24 protein-coding genes are annotated in these 22407 nt (G+C 50.3%); 9 read left to right on the top strand and 15 right to left on the bottom strand.

The window, feature by feature from the left end:
• Position 1: 1 nt before the first annotated feature.
• From folK to LX98_RS01615, 4 genes are all read right to left on the bottom strand, one after another.
• Positions 2-556 carry a 2-amino-4-hydroxy-6-hydroxymethyldihydropteridine diphosphokinase gene (gene folK, locus LX98_RS01630; RefSeq protein ID WP_496427238.1) on the bottom strand — a complete coding sequence of 185 codons (555 nt, stop codon included), beginning with the start codon at positions 554-556 and terminating at the stop codon, positions 2-4.
• A 33-nt stretch (positions 557-589) separates the two neighbouring features.
• Entirely contained in the window at positions 590-1765 is a 1176-nt protein-coding gene (locus tag LX98_RS01625; protein WP_496427237.1) for an LL-diaminopimelate aminotransferase, read from the bottom strand.
• Between the two features lie 132 nt (positions 1766-1897).
• Positions 1898-2581 carry a glutamine amidotransferase-related protein gene (locus LX98_RS01620; RefSeq protein ID WP_496427236.1) on the bottom strand — a complete coding sequence of 228 codons (684 nt, stop codon included), beginning with the start codon at positions 2579-2581 and terminating at the stop codon, positions 1898-1900.
• 138 nt (positions 2582-2719) lie between these two features.
• A complete protein-coding gene (locus tag LX98_RS01615) occupies positions 2720-3388 on the bottom strand; it encodes a methyltransferase domain-containing protein (protein WP_496427235.1) in 669 nt (222 codons plus the stop codon).
• A 362-nt stretch (positions 3389-3750) separates the two neighbouring features.
• Between LX98_RS01615 and LX98_RS01610 the strand changes: the two genes are divergently transcribed.
• On the top strand, positions 3751-4416 hold the full coding sequence (locus LX98_RS01610; protein WP_496427234.1) for a hypothetical protein: 666 nt from the start codon (positions 3751-3753) through the stop codon (positions 4414-4416).
• Positions 4417-4528: 112 nt separating this feature from the next.
• Here LX98_RS01610 and LX98_RS01605 read toward each other — a convergent pair whose 3' ends face one another.
• The 3 genes from LX98_RS01605 to LX98_RS01595 all read right to left on the bottom strand — a co-directional run bounded on the left by LX98_RS01605 (position 4529) and on the right by LX98_RS01595 (position 6751).
• Complete coding sequence (locus LX98_RS01605) at positions 4529-6295, bottom strand: ABC transporter transmembrane domain-containing protein (RefSeq protein ID WP_496427233.1); 1767 nt, start codon at positions 6293-6295, stop codon at positions 4529-4531.
• A gap of 105 nt (positions 6296-6400) precedes the next feature.
• Positions 6401-6622 (bottom strand): DUF6812 domain-containing protein, encoded by a 222-nt coding sequence (locus LX98_RS01600; RefSeq protein WP_312644452.1) that lies wholly within the window; start codon positions 6620-6622, stop codon positions 6401-6403.
• A 33-nt stretch (positions 6623-6655) separates the two neighbouring features.
• Positions 6656-6751 (bottom strand): 30S ribosomal protein bS22, encoded by a 96-nt coding sequence (locus LX98_RS01595; protein WP_312644457.1) that lies wholly within the window; start codon positions 6749-6751, stop codon positions 6656-6658.
• Positions 6752-6973: 222 nt separating this feature from the next.
• Between LX98_RS01595 and LX98_RS01590 the strand changes: the two genes are divergently transcribed.
• Both LX98_RS01590 and nadB read left to right on the top strand, forming a co-directional pair.
• The gene (locus LX98_RS01590; RefSeq protein WP_496427232.1) at positions 6974-7468 is read left to right on the top strand and encodes a hypothetical protein; all 495 of its coding nucleotides are present in this window, start codon (positions 6974-6976) and stop codon (positions 7466-7468) included.
• A gap of 34 nt (positions 7469-7502) precedes the next feature.
• Positions 7503-9149 carry an L-aspartate oxidase gene (nadB, locus tag LX98_RS01585; protein WP_496427231.1) on the top strand — a complete coding sequence of 549 codons (1647 nt, stop codon included), beginning with the start codon at positions 7503-7505 and terminating at the stop codon, positions 9147-9149.
• 3 nt (positions 9150-9152) lie between these two features.
• On the opposite strand, the gene LX98_RS01580 is transcribed toward nadB, so the two are convergent.
• The 3 genes from LX98_RS01580 to LX98_RS01570 are packed head-to-tail and all read right to left on the bottom strand — an operon-like array spanning position 9153 to position 12208.
• The gene (locus tag LX98_RS01580) at positions 9153-10013 is read right to left on the bottom strand and encodes an aminotransferase class IV (protein WP_496427230.1); all 861 of its coding nucleotides are present in this window, start codon (positions 10011-10013) and stop codon (positions 9153-9155) included.
• 47 nt (positions 10014-10060) lie between these two features.
• Positions 10061-11569 (bottom strand): chorismate-binding protein, encoded by a 1509-nt coding sequence (locus tag LX98_RS01575; RefSeq protein WP_496427229.1) that lies wholly within the window; start codon positions 11567-11569, stop codon positions 10061-10063.
• A 3-nt stretch (positions 11570-11572) separates the two neighbouring features.
• A complete protein-coding gene (locus LX98_RS01570) occupies positions 11573-12208 on the bottom strand; it encodes a hypothetical protein (protein WP_496427228.1) in 636 nt (211 codons plus the stop codon).
• Between the two features lie 68 nt (positions 12209-12276).
• Here LX98_RS01570 and LX98_RS01565 point away from each other — a divergent pair, with 68 nt between their 5' ends.
• The 4 genes from LX98_RS01565 to atpF all read left to right on the top strand — a co-directional run bounded on the left by LX98_RS01565 (position 12277) and on the right by atpF (position 14128).
• Positions 12277-12558: an AtpZ/AtpI family protein gene (locus tag LX98_RS01565; RefSeq protein ID WP_312644470.1), complete on the top strand. Its 282-nt coding sequence runs from the start codon at positions 12277-12279 to the stop codon at positions 12556-12558.
• 23 nt (positions 12559-12581) lie between these two features.
• Positions 12582-13307 carry a F0F1 ATP synthase subunit A gene (locus LX98_RS01560; protein WP_312644472.1) on the top strand — a complete coding sequence of 242 codons (726 nt, stop codon included), beginning with the start codon at positions 12582-12584 and terminating at the stop codon, positions 13305-13307.
• Between the two features lie 72 nt (positions 13308-13379).
• Positions 13380-13607, top strand: a complete 228-nt coding sequence (atpE, locus tag LX98_RS01555) for an ATP synthase F0 subunit C (RefSeq protein ID WP_312644477.1) — start codon at positions 13380-13382, stop codon at positions 13605-13607.
• A gap of 14 nt (positions 13608-13621) precedes the next feature.
• Positions 13622-14128, top strand: coding sequence for a F0F1 ATP synthase subunit B (gene atpF, locus LX98_RS01550; protein WP_312644479.1), 507 nt, complete (start codon positions 13622-13624; stop codon positions 14126-14128).
• Between the two features lie 185 nt (positions 14129-14313).
• On the opposite strand, the gene larE is transcribed toward atpF, so the two are convergent.
• Positions 14314-15156, bottom strand: coding sequence for an ATP-dependent sacrificial sulfur transferase LarE (gene larE, locus LX98_RS01545; protein ID WP_496427227.1), 843 nt, complete (start codon positions 15154-15156; stop codon positions 14314-14316).
• Positions 15143-16246: a dual-specificity RNA methyltransferase RlmN gene (gene rlmN, locus LX98_RS01540; protein ID WP_496427226.1), complete on the bottom strand. Its 1104-nt coding sequence runs from the start codon at positions 16244-16246 to the stop codon at positions 15143-15145. Before rlmN ends, larE begins: the two co-directional genes overlap by 14 nt.
• Positions 16247-16825: 579 nt before the next feature.
• On the opposite strand from rlmN, the gene LX98_RS01535 reads away from it, so the two are divergent.
• Positions 16826-17350, top strand: a complete 525-nt coding sequence (locus tag LX98_RS01535) for a winged helix-turn-helix domain-containing protein (RefSeq protein ID WP_312644486.1) — start codon at positions 16826-16828, stop codon at positions 17348-17350.
• Between the two features lie 304 nt (positions 17351-17654).
• Positions 17655-18464 carry an inositol monophosphatase family protein gene (locus tag LX98_RS01530; protein WP_496427225.1) on the top strand — a complete coding sequence of 270 codons (810 nt, stop codon included), beginning with the start codon at positions 17655-17657 and terminating at the stop codon, positions 18462-18464.
• Between the two features lie 111 nt (positions 18465-18575).
• Here LX98_RS01530 and LX98_RS01525 read toward each other — a convergent pair whose 3' ends face one another.
• The 3 genes from LX98_RS01525 to LX98_RS01515 all read right to left on the bottom strand — a co-directional run bounded on the left by LX98_RS01525 (position 18576) and on the right by LX98_RS01515 (position 22399).
• On the bottom strand, positions 18576-19106 hold the full coding sequence (locus LX98_RS01525) for a redoxin domain-containing protein (protein ID WP_496427224.1): 531 nt from the start codon (positions 19104-19106) through the stop codon (positions 18576-18578).
• Positions 19107-19423: 317 nt separating this feature from the next.
• Positions 19424-21025, bottom strand: a complete 1602-nt coding sequence (locus LX98_RS01520; protein ID WP_496427223.1) for a peptide chain release factor 3 — start codon at positions 21023-21025, stop codon at positions 19424-19426.
• 30 nt (positions 21026-21055) lie between these two features.
• Entirely contained in the window at positions 21056-22399 is a 1344-nt protein-coding gene (locus LX98_RS01515) for a TolC family protein (RefSeq protein ID WP_496427222.1), read from the bottom strand.
• Between the last annotated feature and the right edge of the window lie 8 nt (positions 22400-22407).

The raw sequence follows: 22407 nt of genomic DNA, 5'->3' as shown, positions 1-22407 counted from the left end.
ATCAAGTGGAAGGCCCGGAGCAGGACTGTCGGGAGCCATACTTCGCCCCGGGGATGACATCCAACTTGTTGACCTGACTGGTATCTGTCAAAGACTCTAACAACTCTTTCGCCGAACGATGAAACACCGGATGAGTCCAATCAGGATCTACTTCCACAAGCGGTTCCAGCACAAATCGTCGCTGATGGAGTCGCGGATGGGGGACGGTGAGTCCTGGTTGTTCAATCACCTGTTGGCCAAAAAATACAATGTCAAAATCCATCGTGCGTGGACCGCGACGGTTGCCTTCATCACGGCCCAACGCTCGTTCGGTTTCTTGAAGAATATCCAGAAGTCGTTGAGCACTAAGTGTGGTTTCCAGCCTCACCACACCATTATAAAACCAGGTGGGTCCCAACATTCCCTGAGGATCGACCGGTTCGGATTCGTAATACGAAGACACTCCGGTGACATGAGAAAGAGGGAGCAAATTCATCAGGGCCACCGCCCGGTCGCACAATTCCTGGCGATCTCCTGCGTTGGAGCCAAAGGCGATAAACACGATTTCTTGGGCCATTTCGTTTGTTCGCAGATCCGCCAAAATGAATAGCTACCAGCCGATCTTTTTCATGCGCTCCACCGCTTCTGCTAATTTTTCTTTTGTGGTCGTGACCGTCATCCGGATATAACCTTCTCCCGGATCGCCAAATCCATTGCCAGGCGTGGTCACAATTCCGGCTTTCTCAATAAGATGTGCCGTGAAGGACGCCGAGGTAAAGCCTTTCGGTACACCAATCCAGACGTAAAACGCCGCCGGAGGCGGATCCAGTTCCAATCCCATGCTTTTCAAGCCGGGCACCAGGACATCCCGCCGTTCTTGATAAATCGTTCGCAAGCCTTCCGTCACCGAATCATCCAGTTGCAAGGCGGTAATGCCTGCTTCCTGGATCGCTTGAAACACGCCGGAATCAATATTGGTTTTGACTTTCCCCAAACCTGCGATGACTTCCTTTCGCCCCACGGCGAACCCGATGCGCCAGCCCGTCATATTGTACGTTTTGGACAGCGAGTGGAATTCCACCCCCACGTCTTTTGCGCCCGCTGCTTCCAAAAAGCTTGCCGGCCGTTTACCGTCATAATATATTTCGGAATAGGCCGCGTCATGGCAGACAATAATCTGATGCTCTTGCGCAAAATCCGCCACTTGTTGAAAAAATTCCTTGCTCGCCACCACCGACGTAGGATTATTCGGGGAGTTGAGAAACATCATTTTGGCTTTTTGGGCAATATCCTTGGGAATGGCAGACAGGTCCGGCAAAAACCCATTCTCTTTCGTCAACGGCATGGTATAGGAGATTCCCCCGGCAAAACTGGTTGCGACGGGGTACACCGGATATCCGGGGCTCGGAACCAACACGATATCTCCCGGGTCGATAAAGGCCAAGGGAATATGACCGATGCCTTCTTTTGACCCGATCAACGTCACAACTTCTGTTTTGGGGTCCAGGGTCACGCCAAACCGACGTTGATACCAATCGGCGACCGCAGTCCGAAATGACAACATGCCATCATACGAAGGGTACTGATGGTGCTTGGGATTCCCGGCCTCGCGTCGTAATGATTCAATGATGGGTTCAGGAGTCGGCAAATCAGGATCACCAATGCCTAAATTAATGATGTCCATGCCACGCTCGATGGCCTTGCGTTTCATGTCATCGATGGCGGCGAATAGGTAGGGGGGGAGCGTGCGGATTCTTTCTGCATACTGAATAGGAAACCCTGCCATGAATTCGTACTCCTTTTCGGAAACTGGTGAATATGAGCCTGTTACGGTACCAAATATGGGACCCGTTACGGTACCGTCCCGGAAAAAATCATTTCGAAACGGGCAATAGGGACGTGAATTCAGAAGCAGGTGTCACCCCGTCCCAACCAAATGTTCAAGGAAGCGATCAGCCAATTGATGAAGCCTGGGTAGATGAGGTCGCGACCGGGCCTGAATAGACGCTGGTGTCATCCCCCCTCGTTGAACATCTTGCGGACATTCACGACACAAGGCCACAATTCCCGCTTCCTCCAATTCCAGATGAAACAGAAGACCATACGTTCGATCCGTCATCCGGAATGCCTGAACGGGAAAATCAGCAGAAGTCATCAGATGCGTGCTTCCCGGAGGAAGAGTGATCCCTTCCCCGTGCCATTGAAACACGAGAAAGTTCTGAGGCATGGCACGCAAGATGGGATCGATCTGTCCCATATCGGTCAGGGACACGGAACCCATGCCGATTTCAAATTTTGGCCCCGGTGTCACCGAACCACCCAACGCTTTGGCCAGCACCTGCGCGCCGAAACAAATACCCAGGACAGGAATATCACGCGCGAGAGCCATCTTTACAAATTGGCGTTCGGCCTCAATCCACGGATCACTATCATTGACGGACATCGGTCCTCCCATGATGAGCAGAAAATCACCTGGATCTGCAGGAAAACCCTCAGCAGGGACGACCACATTTCGGACGGCATACCCACGAGTTTCTAGAGCCCGACGAAAGACGCCAGGACCTTCAAACAAGACATGCTGGAGGCAGAGAGCAACCTTCATGAGGTAAGTCTTGGGGTTGATTCAGAACAAGGAGCCAATCAACGAGGGACAAGACGCACCCTTCGTCATATAGCTTAGATAGAGAAATAGGTTAGGAGGCAGGAAGGGATGCGACAGGGCGAAAATGGGTAGAGAGGTCTAAGAATGTCCATTCAACGCAAAACCATTTGTGAACAAAGCCTGTTGACCGTTCTTCTTATTCACACATTCCACCAAATGCCAGAAACGCAAAGGATTCACTTTCTTTTTATTGACCACCATTAGACATGTGCCTTCCAGGACCGTGTGTAATGCGAGATCGGTTCGGAATCCAATATGCTTACACAGGGGAGAAATCCATTTTTCTACCGCCGCAATCACTTTATTCCCATTGCTAAAGTGATTCAGCATAATGATCCGGCCACCGGGCTTACACACTCGAATCATTTCGTCCACCACACTTCGATAATCAGGAACTGCCGTGACGACGTAGGCCGCCATCACAATATCATAGTGATTATCCGGAAGATCCATTTTCCCGGCATCCATTCTCTTAAGGGTCACATGATCCAAGCGGTGCTCCTGAACCCGACGCCGAGCATGTTCCAACATACCATCTGAGAGGTCAATGCCAAGAACTTCGCAACAGGAGGGATAAAGAGGAAGCGCTTCCCCGGTTCCTACGCCAACTTCAAGAACCCGATGCCCAGGCTCAATAGGAAGCCCTCGGACCGCCGATTCGCGCGATTGCTGAAATACTTTACCAAAGGTATGGTCATAAACAGATGCGTACGCACTGTATACACGCTCAACTTTCTCAAGATTCATTGTTTCTCCATGATGGTGTCCTTCGCAATCCACACCCCTTCAAGGGAAATTTACGTTCGACATTTATTCCGTGTGATAAGGGATTGCTTACCTGAGGCGAGAACCCCAAATAACTGGTGCCGTAGGGGGACGGCCGCCTATGTATGTAATAAATCAAACAGTTCGCTAATCTACCGGAGCGGCATGAGGGAGTCAACTAGAAATCACTTTTCCAGTCTCCCCCCCATGCCGACATGGGCAGGAGTTCAGATATGCCCGCTCTCCTACCGGGCACCATCCAGGGATTGCAATGGCTTAAGGTGTCCTCTACAATTCCGGCATTCATCCTGAGTCATGCCTCGAAAGTACCAAGGAGAATGCGCATGGTTTCATTGCTGTCTTTGTACATTCGTCTCCCTCTCACTTTTTGTGCCCTCACCGTGATCGGTATGGGGATCCAGCCATCGCTCTCCTCCGCAATCGAACTGTCCATTACATTAGATCAGGCCAATAAGGCCATGGCAGCTGGTCGCAAAACTATGGAACAAGCCGATTCGGTAGAGGATGTGGCAGCAGTGATGAAAGCCTCGGAGCGTGCGGTTCGGGTCGGCGCTGACCCGGAAGTGGAACCCTGTGGGGCCCATGCCATTTTAAGAACGCGCCTCTATTGGTTGGAATACTTTGGGCGCCGCGAAGCGGCAGAATCCAAACGCCAGAAGCAAGACATTCGTATGCCAGAAGCCAAAATCCAGGAAATTCTGGAAATGCCCTACCTGGAAGTCGAGGTTCGCCTTTGCGGAGAGGATGAGTTCTTTGCGGAAGGAGCAGAAATTGCTCTCCAGCAGGGTTCAACCACCATTCGCCCTGTGGATATTGGGCCGGCTGAGCGCGGCCGAAAAAATCCAGGGGATACCGTCAGCTTTCGATCGAGGTTTACAGCACGCTTCGCCTATGCCGACTTCGATCCAATGGCGCCTGGAACCCTCGCAGTGTTTTTTCCTGATGGAAAACTGATTAACATACCAGCCGACTTTTCCAAAATTCATTAACCCCATTTTTCACGAAAACCGGATTAGCGAATTCGCAACCACGACCTATTCCCGTTTCAATGTCGGGCAAAAGCCCGTTTTTATTTATGTTCCGCCCGGCTCATATGACTCTTTATTGAGACAACGGTTGTGCGGAGTCTTCCAGAGGCTCCGTTATTCCCTCGACTTCTCTAAGTGTATAGAGGTGATGATAGAGCCCACGCTTGGCAAGCAGTTCCTCGTGCTGTCCTTCTTCCACAATTGTGCCTTTATGCAGAACCAGAATACGATGCGCCCGTTGAATAGAAGAAAACCGATGCGCGATCATGAGGGTGGTGCGTCCCTTCATCAGTTCCGTTAACGCCGACTGGACCAGCGATTCCGACTGGCTATCTAATGCGGAGGTGGCTTCATCCAGGATCAAAATTCTCGGGTCTTTCAGCAACGCCCTGGCAATGGCAATGCGCTGCCGCTGCCCCCCAGACAAATTGATCCCTTTTTCACCGAGAATCGTCCCATAGCCATCAGGGAGCGACTGAATAAATTCATGGGCATTGGCTCGGCGACTGGCATCAATCATGTCAGATTCAGGGGCATCGGCTCGACCATACCGGATATTGTCCGCAATCGTTCCACCAAAAAGCAGGGTTTCCTGCGGCACGAGAGCTAACTGTTGATACAAACTCTCCACTTGAATGGATTTGAGATCATGCCCGTCGATAAGGACCCGACCGGCAGTTGGATCATAAAATCGATGCAGTAAATTCACGATAGTTGTTTTCCCGGCTCCGGTGGGTCCTACTAACGCCACACATTCCCCGGCCTGAATCGAAAATGACACCGCATCCAACACGGGGGATCGGCCCTCATAGCCAAATTGCACGCGATCGAACTCGACCTTCCCATGAATGGGCCATAAGGCCTTCGCCATCGGACTATCATGGATTTCCAGTGGCGTATCCAAGAGTTCAAACACCCTGGTCATCGCTCCTTGCACTTCTTTGACCTGAGAGAACATTCGGGCCGCCGACCCAAACGGGCCAATTAAAATCCCCGCAAATAGAACAAATGCAAATAATTCCCCAGGCGAAAGCTGTCCTTCGATGACTTGTTTGCCCCCATACCATAAGACCCCAATTGCCATGACAAAGGTACAGAAGGTGATGACAGGAACAAATACGGCCAACACCGCTGTCCGTTTCATGGTGGTCGCTAATAAAGTCTCTACGGCTGAACGAAACCGCGCGTCCTCTCGTTTACCCTGAACAAACGATTTGACCACACGAATGCCTGACACCACTTCTTCAATCAGCGTGGTAACGTGGGCCGTTTGATCCTGAATTTGCATGGATAAAAATTTCAAACGCCTTCCAAACATCCTGGCGACGATGGCCAGCAATGGCAAAACTATGAGAATCAGGACACACAACCGCCAATTCATCACCAACAAAAATCCCACCCCCCCGATGATGGTCACGAGATGCTTCAGGGCATCCATCGGGGTCTCAGTTAATAAATTTTGAATCACCCCGACATCGTTCATCAATCTGGAAATCAACTCTCCTGTTCGCCGTTTTGCGAAAAAATTCAGTGACAACCGATGGAGGTGAGAAAAAACGTGAGTACGAAAATCCGCCATCACATGCTGGGAAGCAAGCGCGGTCAAATAACTATGAGCCATGGATAAGAGGCCCTGTCCGATCACCAACCCGACAAAGACCCATACCATGCTTGTCAATTTCGGCAAATCTCGTTGGACCGTAATAAGATCCCACAGCGTGCCACCCAACCGGATGAGTAACAGGTTGCAGGCCGCAACCCCCATCACCAGGACCCCCGCACCGACCATGGGCATCAAATACGGACGGAGGAAGGGAATAAATCGAGACAGATAATTCATAGAGGCTTACACGAACAGTGATCGTATCCGTTGAGGGAAAGAATGGAATGTCCTAAAACTACAATCGGAAGGTGCAACAAGGCGAGAAAAAAGACGAATTAGGGGTTAGTCGAGTTGAATAACCGATTCGATCTGATTTTTATTTAACGCCACAAAAGCAGAATGTTCAGTGTCATTGATCAGCACATCTGTTAGGTTAATAAACAAAACAGACTCATCATTTAACACATCTGAAATTCGATTTCGCATAGGCGGGATCAAGATATCTCCCACATAGGATGACAGAGAGGAACGGACCCGAATACGAGTTTTTTTCCCCTGGGTCATATGCAAGCCCTTGACCATCCCGGCCTATGGAAATTAATTACGACGTTTGGCAAATTTCATTCGGCGAAGGAGCTTTTTATGTTTATGCTTACGCATTTTCTTCCTACGCTTTTTGACAACACTCGACATAAAGTTACATTCCTGGGTGAAATCGTTTCTGCTACTGTGGTTCGAAAAGTTCTCTCCGCGTATTTGGCAAACTGGCCCCTACTGCCGGCTGACTACCTATCATAGGGCCAAGAAAGGTGTCAAGATAAACAGTGTATCATACCTGGTCCTTCACCTGATAATCATCAACTTTCTATAAATTCTCTTGACCCCCTCCGGCATTCTTCTTCATTATAGAATTTCATGATTCTACTTAAATTTTTGAATAAACATGTTTTTGTGCTTTTAATAACCTTTCCGGTCATTTTTTCCCTTGCCGGAACAGGATGTTCGAAAAAGGCCCCCAAATATCCTGAGGACCACGCCCGATTCCAACGGGTGGTGCAAGCCATCAAAGCACTGGAAAAGGCCTATGTCAATCAAGATGCTTCGGGCTTCCAGGAATTACTCCTTCCACTGGAAAACCTTGACCTTCTTGAGGCCAATGTTCGTGAGGATTTCGCCACGTTTTCAAGTATTCGGTTAGACCTGACCATCGACCGCATGGTAATTGATGGAGACCGGATTTCGGCCTTTGTGTCCTGGCAAGGCAACTGGGAACGCACGCCCCAGGGACCTTCTGCTCAAGCGAGCGGTCATGGAATCCTGTTATGGAGTGGCAATCAGGTTATTCTGCTCCGCAGGATCGAAGGAGACCTGCCGTTTGGTATGACACACCGTCTCAATTTTCCCTCTTGATCATCAATCCTTTTTCCCTGTTTCAGTCATTACCATGCCTTCCATCGTCACATCTCACCATTCCTCTCACATGATTTCCACGGATTTTCTGATTTTAGGCGCCGGGGTCGCGGGCCTTCGAGCCGCAATTGAATTGAGTCGACATGGACGAGTCACCATGGTCGCCAAAGGTGGGCCCCAAGACAATAATTCCTTTTACGCCCAAGGAGGCGTGGCGGTCGCCCTGAGTGAAGAAGATGACGTGGTTCTCCATCTGGCGGATACCCTAAAAGCCGGCCATCAACTCTGTTCGCGGCCAGCTACCAAAATACTCGTTGAAGAAGGCCCCACGCGCATTCATGAATTGATCGAATGGGGAGCAAAATTCGACACAGTGGATGGCAAACTGGCGTTCACCCGGGAGGGAGCCCATAGTCGCCACCGAGTGTTACGAGCCGGAGGGGATGCCACTGGAAGCGAAATGGTTCGTGCGCTCAGCGTTAAAGCCCAAACCCTGAACAATTTGACATGGATGGGCAATCATGTTGCGGTTGAGCTGTGTATCCAAGACGGACGATGCTGGGGAGCATTAATTCTGGATGAACTGAGTGGGCATCTTAAGATCGTCTGTGCCCCGGCCACGATTTTGGTTACAGGAGGAGCCGGACAGGTCTATGCTCGAACCACCAATCCGCCCAATGCGACCGGAGATGGCATCGCCATGGCTTTTCGAGCCGGCGCCATGCTGGAGGATATGGAATTCGTCCAATTTCACCCGACCGCACTGTATCTCCCTTCGAGTCCTCCCTTTTTGCTATCTGAAACGCTACGAGGAGAAGGAGGGATTCTGCGCAATAATCGCTGCGAACGCTTCATGAAAAACTATCACCGGAGCCAGGAACTCGCGCCACGAGACATTGTATCCCGGGCAATCTGGACGGAAATGCAACGAACGAAGGCTCGCCATGTCTATTTAGATGTGACGCATTTGGGAGCAACATTTTTGAAAGAACGGTTTCCTACCATTTACTCAACCTGCTTACGGTATGATATCGACATCACAGAGGAATGGATCCCCGTCTCCCCTAGCGCCCATTATTTTATGGGGGGAGTCAAAACCGATCTGCATGGGGCCTCTACCCTTCCAGGCCTGTTTGCGGCTGGAGAAGTGGCCTGCTCCGGCGTGCACGGTGCGAATCGACTGGCGAGTAATTCTTTGCTGGAAGGTCTGGTCTTTGGCTACCGCGCAGCTCAAACCGCTTCAACATGTTGGACGACCGGCTCTTCCCCGAACTTCTCGGATTCCCCCCTTCTCCGAAAATCCACCGGCCGGAAGATGTCCACTCAAGATGTGGAAAAAATTAGAAACTCCCTGCGGCGTTTGATGTGGTCTAAAGTCGGATTGGTGCGGACAGGGAACTCATTGAAAAAAGCGGTCGATCAGATTCAGCAATGGTCGCAAAAGCTGTCGGCTGCTCCGTGGAACCGGCCAGGATTAGAAACACGAAATATGGTTCTGGTTGGGCAATGCATTGCCGAATCTGCACTGTGGAGAGCCAATAGTGTGGGCGCGCATTTCCGGGAAGACTTTCCGTTCTATAAAGGCTTAGCATGGAAAACCCATAGCCACTGTCAACAGGAAAATCTTTCCAAGGTCACTGAGGCTACTGGGAAGAACCCAATAAAAACCGCACAGCGTTGAATGTCATGATCCCTGTGGGCCCGTGACAACCGGTCCCAACCATCGTTCCAAATTCTCTTGGAAAGCCCGCCATAAGGCCATCGTGATTTCCCCACTCCTGCCTTGGCCAATAGGATTTCTTCCAATTTGAGAGACCGCCATAATTTCCAAACCTGTATTCGTCATAAAGCACTCATCCGCTTGAAGCACATCCTCGGCCGCATATGCCCCTTCTTCCAATTCAATACCCAACTCCCTGGCTAAGACCATCACCACTTCCCGAGTGATCCCCTCAAGGATCCCGCAAGCAACCGAAGGAGTATGCAACCGGTGGTTGGACACAAAAAAGATATTGCTCGTTGTACATTCCGTCACATGACCACCCATATTCAACATCAGAGCATCGAACGCTCCGGCCTGCACGGCTTCCTGCTTGGCCAGAATATTGTTGAGAAAACTCAGCGACTTAATTTGCGGCGATTGGGCAGACTCTGGATTCCGTCGAATTGAGACGAGCTGCAACCGGACTCCCTGCTCTCGCATGTGAGCAGGATAGGACACCACAGACTTCGCCATCACGACGATTGTTGGGCTGGGACAGAGACCGGGGTCAATCCCGAGTTCCCCTTCTCCTCGAGAAATCGTCACGCGCAGACCGGCATCCTGAAGCCCATTCCGGATCAGCATTTCGGCCATGATGCTCGCCCACGCATTATCCTGGATTGGAAGGACCAGCCCGATCAGTTCACAGGATCGTCGAAGTCGCGCCAGATGCCGTTCTAGTAAAAAAATTCGTCGCTGGTAGACTCGAAGAGTTTCATAGACTCCATCCCCGTACAGAAACCCATGATCAAAGACCGAAATCCGAGCCTGTTCTTTTTTCACAAACTTTCCGTTGAGAAATATCCACATCTCTTATCCGCGATCTGCCGTCAGCAGTTCCCTTTCAGAACTTGAAAAAAGGCTTCGGCTTTTTGGAGCGTTTCCTGATACTCCCGGTCCGGTTCGGAATCAGCCACGATCCCTGCTCCCACATGAAGCAATCCGTGTCCTTTCGTGAGCAACAATGTGCGAATGGCAATATTCAAGTCAAGATTCCCGTTCCATCCAATAAACCCTATCGACCCGGTGTATATTCCCCGACGAACTGGCTCAAGCTGCTCGATAAGTTCCATGCAGTGGACCTTCGGCACTCCGGTAATCGTCCCTCCGGGAAACGTGGCTCGAATGAGATCGAAACCATGGTAAGGGTCCCGCAAACGGCCGGAAATATGGGAAACCATATGCATGACGTGGGAATAACGCTCTACCGTCATTAATTCATTGACACGAACGGACCCATAATCGCACACCCGTCCCAGATCATTTCGAGCCAAATCAACCAACATGAGATGCTCCGCCCGTTCCTTGGGACACGACAACAGATCTTCCGCCAGGAGTCGATCATCGTGAGGTTCTCGGCCACGAGGCCTGGTGCCCGCGATCGGACGCATATCTGCATGTCCTTCTGCAAGGCGGACTAATCGTTCCGGGGAATTACACACAATGACGTCGGACTCCAATACAAGAAATGCCGAATGGGGAGAGGGATTAACCTTGCGCAATTGCCGATATAAGTCGGCTCCGGCTTCCGCTTGGTTTGCAAAACCATAAGTCACCCCCTCTATCCGAAATCGATGAGAGAGGTTAGCCTGATAAATATCTCCCGCCGCAATGTACTGCTGGCAGGTACGCACGCGATCCATATACTCCAGAGACGATTGCTCCCCCTCTATGCGAAGTGAAGACCTGGGGGAGTGCATCTTCGTTGGGAGATTCTCAGGGATCATTACCTTGGCTTGCAGATCAGACAAGCGCTCCTGCCCTTCTCGATACAAGTGATCCCAGCTTTCGGTCGCCAGGCGGTCCGGCGAAGGTGCAAAAATCAGCCAGGCTCCTGGCGCGTGATGATCCACTATGACAAACATCTCGACAAACAGAAAGTATAGATCAGGAAAATGCAGATCATCCCGTAGGCGTTCCGGTAACACCTCAAACCTACGAACAAGGTCGTAGCTGAAACAGCCGACCGCTCCTCCCTGGAAAGGCGGGAGGTGGGACCACGAACTGACGGGCTGACCTACAAAGGTACGCTGCAACAACGCGAATGGATCCCCAATGTGGGTTTCCTTCTTATCCATCGTAACAGTTTCATACGTGTGTCCCCTTCCCCGAACGACGCGATAGGGATCGCAACCCAAATAAGAATAACGATGCGCCACTCCTTCCTGAACGGCATCCTGCTCCATAAAAAATGAATGCGGAGCATATCCGGTCACTCGGCCAAAGAGGTCAAAGGGATCATCAAAAGCAGGGAAACAATGCTGAATAAGAGGAAAATACGGATTCGAACGAACCGAGGAAGGACCTCCTCGTTCGGCATGCTTGGAAATGGGGGACAAGGGTTAAGGACTACCTGATGAAGGAGATTCCAATGCCTGCATGGCGTCTTCTGGAGACAACAACCCCTTTTGCACCAGGGTTTCGAGCAGATCCTTGACGGCTTTTTCAGAAGAGCGCCGAATCCCGCGAACCCGAACACCGGGAGGATAAAATCGAAGAAAATCAGGATTCGTCACCCGTATGGTGACCGACTCACTCTCTCCATAGGGTGACAGGTCCGCCCCTGAACTGGGAATTCTGAAAAAAGGTTTCCCCTCCTGGGTCAATCCATCGGAACCTTCGATTCTGACACGGTTGATGATCTCTTTTCCGGAAATTTCCAGGACGGAATCCACCACCAGGACCAAAGAAACGGCAATTAGCGGATGGCCCGTTTGGTTTTTGACCTTCACCGTATACTCAACTTCACTCACTGACGTTAATATATCGTTTCCAGAGAAGGGGTCGAGTTGCTTATATTGAACCACAGGCACCACACCACCCGTTAAATCCGGTAAATCATCAACCCCGGATGAAGTGGCCCACACGGAATTCCCACTCGTGGTAACCGCCAGGATCAGAAGTAACACAAAATGTTTCATCATCGTGAATATTGGCCAAAAAATGAACCCGGAACTGAACCCGCGAGGTGGCTTCATGATCCTGCTTCTTTCTTGACTGTACCTTACCATAACAATATTGAAAAATGGGACCTTTGTTGCTTGACATGATTCAGGATTTTTTGCTTGAATGTGACCCCTTCCAACGACTCGCCTTGCCGATTGAAAAAATGGCACCTTCTCAGGATCCAATGTTTGCGGGGCTGGGACAGGCAATGCGAGTGGGGACGGACCTTCTTGCCGCCCTTATCGTCGGTGGATTCCTTGGTTGGTTAACTGATTCGTATGTGTTGGATACCACGCCGTGGGGTGTGGCGATAGGACTGGTACTGGGATTAATCGCTGGAGTTCGCAACGCCTACCGTGCAGCTCAGCGTTGGAAACAATGAGTCGCTAGACACAAGGTTTAGTTTTGGAAGATCCGTTACATCCCTTCGAGCTTCATAACTTTCTCCCGCTTTCCATTTTCGGCCTTGACGTTTCTGTCAATAAGGCTGTCTTGATGATGTGGGTCGTGGTGGGACTTGTTACTTTCTTATTATTGAAAGCTGGTGGCGCCAGGGCACTCGTGCCTTCCAAGCTCCAAAGTCTTGCGGAGTTGCTGGTCGATTTCATTCGCGGGATTATCCACGACACGATGGGGGCCTCCGGGATGCGATATTTCCCGCTCATCAGCGCCCTCTTTTTGTTTATCTTATTTTCAAACCTGGTCGGTCTTATACCTGGATCCTATACAATTACCAGCCAAATTATTGTGACCGGGGTGTTCGCTGTAGGGGTCTATCTACTTAGTCTTATCGTCGGATTTCAGCTGCATGGGGCAAAATTCCTGGGTATACTCGTTCCCCCTGGCACGCCAGGGTGGCTCCTACCATTAATGATTCCCATTGAATTAATTAGTCAAATAGCCAGGCCAATCTCACTGGCCGTCCGATTGTTCGCCAATATGACTGCAGGCCATGTGATTCTTGGAGTATTGTTCGGCCTCACCATTGCCGGCGGCCTCCTGATAGGATGGCTGCCCTTTTCCTTTACCATCGCACTTTATGGCTTAGAAGTCGGGATTGCCTTTATTCAGGCCTATATTTTTACCGTTTTAACCTGCGTCTATATCGGCGACGCGATGCATTTACACTAACCGGCATTCAAACGAACGATCAGAGGACGTTTTTACAATTAGTCCCTTTTAAACTGGGAGGACAACACTACAATGGATTCTGCAGCAGCAGCACTTTTGGGAATGGGCCTGGCAGCGGCGGGCTTTGCGGGTGCCGGTATCGGCATCGGGTATATTTTTGGAAAAATGATTGAGGCGGTTGCCCGTCAACCCGAGGCGGAAGCTCGAGTCGGCAAGTACATGTGGATCGGGTTTGCCTTGGTCGAAGCCATCGCGCTCTACGGACTGGTCATCGCCTTTATCATCATGGGCAAAGGATAAAGGGCTCCTGACCTATGCCACAATTTGACTCACATTTCTTTTCGTCGCTGATATTTTGGGAACTCCTGTCATTTGGGATCCTCCTATGGGTGCTTTATAAGTACGCCCTTCCCCCGATCCTGGAAACACTGGAAACCCGTGAACGAAAGATCAGGGAAAGCCTCGACCAGGCCGAACAAAACCGGCTTGCAGCAGAACGAAAGCTCAAGGAATACGATGCCAAGCTGCAGGTGGCTGCCAAAGAAGTGGAAACGATCCTGGCAGAGGCCAAGCAACAGGCTCAACGACTGCTTGATGAAAATGAGCAACGGCTTCGTGCCGAATCCCAGAGAATTAAAGAAGAAACGACACAAGACATCGAGCGGGAGCGACGAAAGGCCATTCAAGATATCAAAACCCAATCCGCTGAGCTGGCCCTCATGATTGCGGAAAAGGTAATCGGTCGAAGCTTATCGGACGATGATCATCGGCGATATGCCGAGGAAGCTCTCGCAGCCGTCGCTGCCCAATCAAAAAACTAAGGCTTTCCCCATTCTCTCAAACTAGCCTTGAGCACCTGAGCTATTCCCTCAAGAATCGCCTACATCAAAACGCCACTCACAAAAAAAAGAGGGAAGAATCACTTCCCTCTTTTTTTTTGATATTCCCCAAAACACCCGCAAAGAACGGTTTTTCAGTGACACTTCCAGTGACCCGTTCCCAAAAATCATGATCTACGTTTCGATCGTTCGTTGGAGGAAAGATTCCCACCTCCGGCCCGATACCCTTCTAAGTCCAGCGTGACCGTTTGAAATCCCAGCTTCTTAAATTCCTCCACTAATTGGGATCTTTCCGGTTCTTGAGTCAAAATCGACATTTGGGTTGGGTCAATCTCGATTCTTGCCAAATCGCCGTGAAGGCGAACCCGCACTTGCGTCACTCCTTGAGCAACCAAAAAGGCCTCGGCACGCTCTACCCGGGAAAGGTAGGTCTTCGTGATGGGAAGACCACGCGTAATTCGTGAACTCAAACAGGCGGCAGCCGGCTTATTCCAATTGGCTAGACCTAAACCTTTTGCCAATTCCCGAATATCCGCCTTACCGAATCCTGCTTCAACCAAAGGACTCCGCACGCCGAGTTGTCGGGCCGCATTGATACCGGGACGCTCTTCTCCTAAATCATCCACATTAGTCCCGTCTACGATTGTCTGAAATCCCACGGCATCCCGAAGGCCGGAAAGCAACCGGTATAAGTCTGTCTTGCAATGAAAGCAACGGGTTGCATCATTTTTCACGAACGCATCAATTTGCAACTGATCCGTTTCTACCAATTGCAAGGGCGCCCCGATCGCGGCGCTTAATCGCTTGACTTCTTCCACTTCCAATGCGGGAAATGTTGGCGAAATTGCCGTGACTGCTTTGGTCTGCGCACCAAGTGTGTCAAAGCCCACTTTTAACACAAGGGTGCTGTCGACCCCTCCAGAAAACGCGATTACTACCGATCCCATTTGGTGAAAGAGTTCTTGCAAGGTCTCGTACTTCCCCTGCAGAGTTGGTTCAAGGTTGAGCATAGAGAGGAAGACTCCTTTTCTTGTTCGTAGTCGTCTGATTTAAAACTTCGGAAGCTGATCGACCCAATTGTCCGCAAGCCCCCAACACATCATCTCCCCGGCTTTTTCGGAGAAACACATCCAGACCCTTGCTTCTTAGAATACCTTGAAAGGCATCAATAACTTCTGATGACGGACGCCGAAATGGGTTCCCCGGGAATTCATTAAAGGGAATCAAATTCACCTTACACCGGATTCCCTGTAATAGCCGCACCAAACGCCTGGCATCCTCCGGTGAATCATTGACCCCGGCTAACAACACATACTCAAACGTCAGAGGACGCTCGCTGAATTGGGTATATTCGCGACAGGCACCAAGCAATTCGGATAAATCATAGCGCCCATTCACTGCAGGCATCAGATGTGACCGCTGCTCATTGGTTGTGCCATTTAAGGATATGGCCAGATTCACGCCTAATCGCCGCACATCTGGAAATCGCGGAATCCATCCTGCTGTGGACACCGTAATACGTCGTGGAGAAAAACCCAAACCCCACTCAATATTGGTGAGACGCTGGATGGCTTCTGCCACCGGCTCAAAATTCACCAATGGTTCTCCCATTCCCATGAACACCAAGGAAGACAGATGCTCCCCTTCCGGCAGATAGGCTTGGACATTCAACACCTGCCCGACAATTTCATGCGCGCGCAAACTTCGCTTCAGGCCCATTTCGGCCGTTAAACAAAAGCCACAATCCAGCGTGCAGCCGACCTGAGATGACAGACACAATGTCCGTCGACGACCATCCGGGATTAATATCGTTTCCACAGCCAGGCCATCCTCCAAATTCCATACAAATTTTACGGTGCCATCGCTGGCAATCGTTGGAGGTAAAGACCCCATGCGGTGAATGGTCGCCACCTCCTGCAACCTGGCTCGGTCGGCTTTTGACAAATTGGTCATCGCTTCAATATCCACTGCACGAAGTTGGTAGAGCCATCGGAGGATTTGATCGGCCCGATATCGTGGCCAACCGAATTGCTGAATGAATGCATTCAGTTCATTCGCGCTGAGAGCAAGCAGGTTAAGACGGGCGGTATTTTTGGTCATTAGGTCTAAATTCCACAATCAAATATAATAACAATCATAGCATCCCTACATTCCCAAGCCATCTCATAGAATCGTCGAGAATTCCTCAAAATGCCAAATTAATATTAGGTATTTCTACAACACAACCTGTTGTAATTTCCTTCATGGCATGCTTCAACGACGAGTTATTCCATACCATACTTTCGACCTGTAAAACCTCATCAATAAACAATATGACACTTTATGGCCAATTATTATAAAAATTTTTCGGTCAATTCCTCACCGTCAAAACATCAGTAAGTAATTCCTGACCACGATATATTACCTAGTTAATAAAGCACATTCATGAATAGTAAATGAGGAATAACATACCAAATATTGGATTTAAAAAATCATAAGGCACTAAGTTTAGGCTTTCATTTTCAACATGTAATCTCATAATTATCTCTTCACAAACATGCCATTGACTTATAATCAACCAATCATAATTTGCATATTTGTTTGAAGGCATCCTTTAAAAATAAAAATTTAAAGCTTGCTTGTTGACTTTGCTTTAAAACACGAATAGAATGAGACTCAACATATGGTGGAGCCTGCGAAATGGAGGATCAAAATGACCAGCTTAAAGATATCAGCGATGGGCTGGAACAGCGCATTAGCGTTTATGAGCGCAAACTCAAAGATCTCCAAAAAAAACGGGAGCAGGTAGGTGAGGAAATTGCGACGGTTGAGAAATATCTGGAGTTGGCAAAAACCCTCTATCGCGTCGAAGCTGACAAAGCGAAGCTGGCGAGTCTCTCCAGCCAGATCTTCTCGGAAAAAGAGGGACATCTGTCCTCAGCCGACACGGATGTCGCGTCTAAGTCGAGGGAAATTCTCCTAGGCCGAAGCAAATACGTGGGCATGAGCGTCCCTGATGCAGTGTATATGGTTCTCCAGGAGGTAGGTCGTCCATTGCACGCCAAAGAACTTTTTCAACGTCTCAAAGAAGGTGGGATGCCTATTCGGGGAAAAACTCCTGTCACGTCGGTCGCTACATCCTTAAAAAGGGACCCTCGTTTTCGAAAAGTCGGGCCCAATACATTCGAAGTCAATCACGAAAAATCTTTAACCAAAGCCGTCTGACCCGCATTGACGGACATGATTGTATGATCTGAAAGGGGGTGAGTGAATTGGCAGCAACGAAAAAGAAAGCCGCTCCAAAGAAAAAGGCCGCGGCCGCGAAACCCAAAGCTAAAGCAAAAACCAAGAAGAAGTAGCTGTAGATCCCACCTGCAGTGCCACCGGGAGTGGGGCCACCCACTCCCGGTGTGTTTTTCTCTTCAACCCCCTTAAACACTCACACAACACATTCCCCTGATCGCCTCCTGGCGCTTGGGATTTCCGCAGACTTCAGGTATGCTGAAAACCGGTCTGTTCCCCATCATCTATGCCACTATCCCCTACCGACTATCACTCGTTCACCCGCATCGCCATTCAAGCCGCCAGGCAGGGCGGGGCGATCCTGCTCGACTATGCAAAAAAAGGATTTCAGATCCATCAAAAAGATCAAGCCATCAACCTGGTCACCGAAGCTGACCTACGCTCAGAAGAAGCGGTCATTCAGACCATCCGACTTGCGTTTCCCGAACACCAGATTCTCAGCGAGGAACAAGGCCTGCAGAACATCCCCACCCATCCCGTCAAATGGATCGTCGATCCCCTGGACGGCACCACCAATTTCACCCATGGCTTTCCCATGTACAATGTCTCTATCGGGGTGGAATTTGAAGGCACCTGCGTCCTAGGAGTGGTCTATGATCCCACACGGGACGAATTGTTTCTGGGGCAACAAGGGAAGGGGGCCACACTCAACGGCACACCCATTCATGTCTCGGCGACACATCAATTAAATCAAGCGTTACTCGTCACCGGCTTTGCCTATGACGTGCACACCGCCAAAGATAACAATCTTAAGGAATTTTGCGCATTCACCCTCCGTGCGCGTGGGATGCGCCGCACCGGCACCGCCGCGATTGATCTCTGCTACCTCGCCTGCGGCCGATTCGATGGCTTTTGGGAACTACAACTCAATCCGTGGGACACTGCGGCAGGAAAGGTCATCCTGGAAGAGGCCGGGGGAAAGTTAACAAATTATGCGGGCGAACCCTACTCCATCTATGGCAGCACCCTTATCGCTACCAACGGTCATATCCATCAGGAGATGGCTGAGGTACTCAAGAAATGTCGTCAAGAATAAGCCTGTCATCTCCCCCTTGATCGAAACCGGATCACGGTTTCATCAAGTGCTCTTTCCTCCAACCTTCTCGCTACCTATTGATCTTTGTATACCTCTTCATCAGCACCCTGTTTATGTCGGTTCGGCTAGTAGCTGCTGAATAGTTTTTTCGGTTTCCTCATAGCTACCTTCACCGATCTTGGTGTATTGAATATTTCCCTTCTTATCGATCAAATACAGCGTCGGCCAATAGCGATTTCGGTACTGCCGCCAGTTCAGGAATTCATTATCGATTGGCACGGCATAGGGAATATGGTGCTCCTGAATGTACCCTTTGACCTTTTCTACATCGTATTCATATTTGAATTCCGGAGAATGTACCGCAATCACAACCAGCCCTTGTTTGGCGTACTTGTCATGCCATTCTTTGACATAGGGTTCGATATTCCGGCAGTTCCAGCATCCAAATGTCCAAAACTCCACCAGCACCACCTTGCCGCGCAATTTTTCCATTTGTAAGGGCCCGGAATTCAACCAAGTCGAGCTGGTAATTTCAGGAGCAGGAATACTTGTCGCCACACTTATCGAAGGAAAATTGAATAGCCAAACCGTTGTGGCTAAGATGGTCAAATCCGTCAGTATGCCCTTCCATGTTTGCTTCATGTGTTGCCTCTGCTTTCAATGAATACGTTTTCTACAAAACCCAAATTGTGATTTTCACTTTCCTCGGGATTCAATCCAACCTGATGATGATTGGTCTTTCCTTCTGATCTCCCGTTACAAGTCATTGTAAATCCTATTGAAACAAGAGGACCGCAGCGTGCTGAAGGTGGACCGAAACAACTGAAGAGGTCAAAACAAAATCGCGGGAAAGTCTGAGGAAAATATGGAGGTTACACCCCCTACTCAATTTCAGGGATAGGATTTCAGAAAAGAGGTATTAAGCAGAACATCTGATATAGAGCAACATTGATTCATGACTACCCCATATCGCGGAAACTGTGATCGGGATTACGTTCGCCGGCGAAGTTTTTCGACCACGAGCTGCGAAACAGAACGACGGCTCGGTCCCGGCTGTCTTTAACGACAAGGGCATCAGAGGGCGGTTTAAAGGTCTCAACATCGCCTACCAGCCAGGCGCTGGATTCATAGGGCAACACATCCACCACCACTTTGACGCGGTATTCGCTTTGCAAACGGAATTCCAGTACATCAAATTGAAGTTTGCCCACAGCGGCCACAAAAAATTCCAGCTCGTCCAGACTCCGAAGAATTTGAATGGTCCCTTCCCTGGCGAGTTGCTCGATCCCTTTGTCGAACGATTTCCGCATACCCGTATCGGTCGGCCGCACACGGGCAAAGACTTCGGGTTGAAATTGTGGAAGCGGTTTATAATTAAAGCGGTCCGCCACCGAAATCGTGTCACCGATTTGAAAAATTCCGGGATTGATAATCCCAATGACATCCCCGGGATAGGCCACATCGACCGTATTGCGTTCCTTCGCCACCATACTGTGGGGCCGTGAGAGCCGAACCTCCGTGTTGGTCCGATGATGTTTGACCACCACATCCCGCTCGAATCTCCCTGAACAGACTCGTAAAAAAGCCGTGCTGTCGCGATGGCGTGGATTCATATTGGCCTGGAGTTTAAATACATAGGCGCTAAATGGTGTATCCACCGGATCGATCATCAGCTCATGGCCATCCGGGGCATCCGCTAATCGACCGCGAGCGGGAGGCGCCAGATCCACAAATGCATCGAAGAATGCTTCCACACCGAAATTGGTCATGGCAGATCCGAAGAAGACGGGCGTGACTTTTCCATTTTGAAAATCATCTTTCGAGAAGGGATTCCCAGCGATATCCAGCAATTCCAAATCATGCATCAATTCATCCCAGATATACCCCGCCATACGGTCTTTCACCGAGGGATCGTCCAATGAGAGTTCCATGAGATCCGGTTTCGCCGCCCCTCCCGCAGCCGTTTTGGTATAGAGCAACACTTTTCGGGTTTGCCGGTTCACCACACCGAGAAAATCCTGTCCGGACCCGATGGGCCAGTTAATGGGACTGGCATGAATGCCCAATACATCCTCCACTTCTGACATGAGATCCAGTGGAGCCCGTCCCGGCAAATCCATCTTATTGATGAAAGTCAGTACGGGAATCCGACGGAGACGGCAGACTTCAAACAGTTTTCGTGTTTGCGTTTCAACACCCTTCGCCGCGTCAATGACCATGATTGCGCTATCTGCGGCCGTGAGTGTCCGGTACGTGTCCTCGCAAAAATCCTGATGGCCAGGCGTATCCAACACATTGATCACAGCCTGTTTATAAGGAAATTGCATCGCCGAGGCGGTAATGGAGATGCCGCGCTCCTGCTCCATTTCCATCCAATCCGACGTGGCCATTTTCCGGTTTTTTCGCCCCCCGACCATACCGGCGGTGCGGACCAGCCCTGAGTAAAGCAGGAGCTTTTCGGTCAACGTGGTTTTACCAGCGTCCGGATGGCTGATGATGGCAAAGGTCCGACGCTTGTTCGCTTCTGACCGGATTTCTTGTTTGAGTTGGAGTGTCGTCATATTCCCTTTTGGGCGAACGGGCCCGATCTATTATAATTTTTCCAACTGACCCTGAGCCCGGGCCAGACTCAGCCGGGAGGCATTAAATGTGAAGAGGCCTTCGATCAAATTATCCCTGGCTTGCGCCACACGGGTTTGCGCATCAGTGACTTCAATATTCGTGGCGACACCGACTGCGAACCGTTCACGCGAGAGTTCCAATTCAGTCAGTGAAAGTTTTAAGCCTTCTTCCGCAACCGCGACTTGCTGTTTGGCCGAACTCATGGTGATCAGCGCATCACGAACTTCCAATCCCACTTGATATTGCACATCCTGCGTTCTGATGGCTTCCTGTCTGAGCAGACTGCGACTCTCTGAAATTCTGGCTTCCCGCATTCCGCCATCGAAAATCGGCACTCTCATTAATACCTGAACATTGTCGGTGGTCAACGCATTGGGGATTTGATTGCCAATCATGCCCACATCCCCCAGGGCCTGAATAGTGGGAATCCGTTCGTTCGTCACTGAACTTAACGACAAGGACGCCAGACGCTGACGGTTCTGCTGCGCCTTCAGTTCGGTCCGGTTTTCTTTTGCCACCTGCAAGGCTTCTCCGATGGATTGTTCGGAGACATTCACCATTTTCATTTCATCCGTGAGCACCAGCCGCACCTCGAACGACAGCCCCATGGCACGAATCAAATTGAGTTTGGCACGATCCCGCTCATTTTCAGCGACTAATAATCGCTGTCTGGCGTTTTCCAATTGAACCTTCGCACGCGTCACATCCAAACTGGTCGCCATCCCCGCGGATTTTCGTTCCGCCGCCAAACGCAGTAATTCCTTATTCAACGCCACATCCGCGGTCCGAGCATCCACCGCCGCCTTAGCCCGAAGCGTTTCCAAATAAATCAGACCTGCGGTAGCCATGGTATCCCGTTTGGTGACTTCGGCATCCAACCCTGCCACATCCACTCCCGCTTTGGCAGCCCGCCATTTTTGAATGAGACTTAAGCTGAACACATTCTGGGTGAGAAATGCCCTCATTTCGTAAAAATCCCTGGGACCGACGACTGTGGCACTCGAGCCAAACGATCCCGTAAAGAATCGACGCCGGGATGCGCCTGCCGTCCCTGAAAGATTGGGCAATAATTCACCAAGTTGTGTATTCGCGACATCCTGCGCCTGTGTAATACGTTCGTTAAACAAACGGACCGTTGGATTTTGATCGACAGCCGCATCCATCGCCTCTCGCAAACTCAGCCGCAACTCGGGAAGGTCCCGAGCGGTTGAAGGCTCCGGGGAAGCCGCCCAGGTCACGGCACCGAATCCGCCAGACACCATAAGACACACTGCGCATAGCCCAACCACCTTCCAACACTGGACTCCCATCATTTCTTGTC

The sequence above is a fragment of the Nitrospira marina genome (genome assembly GCF_059568365.1).
This window is presented reverse-complemented; position numbering and strand designations above follow the sequence as displayed.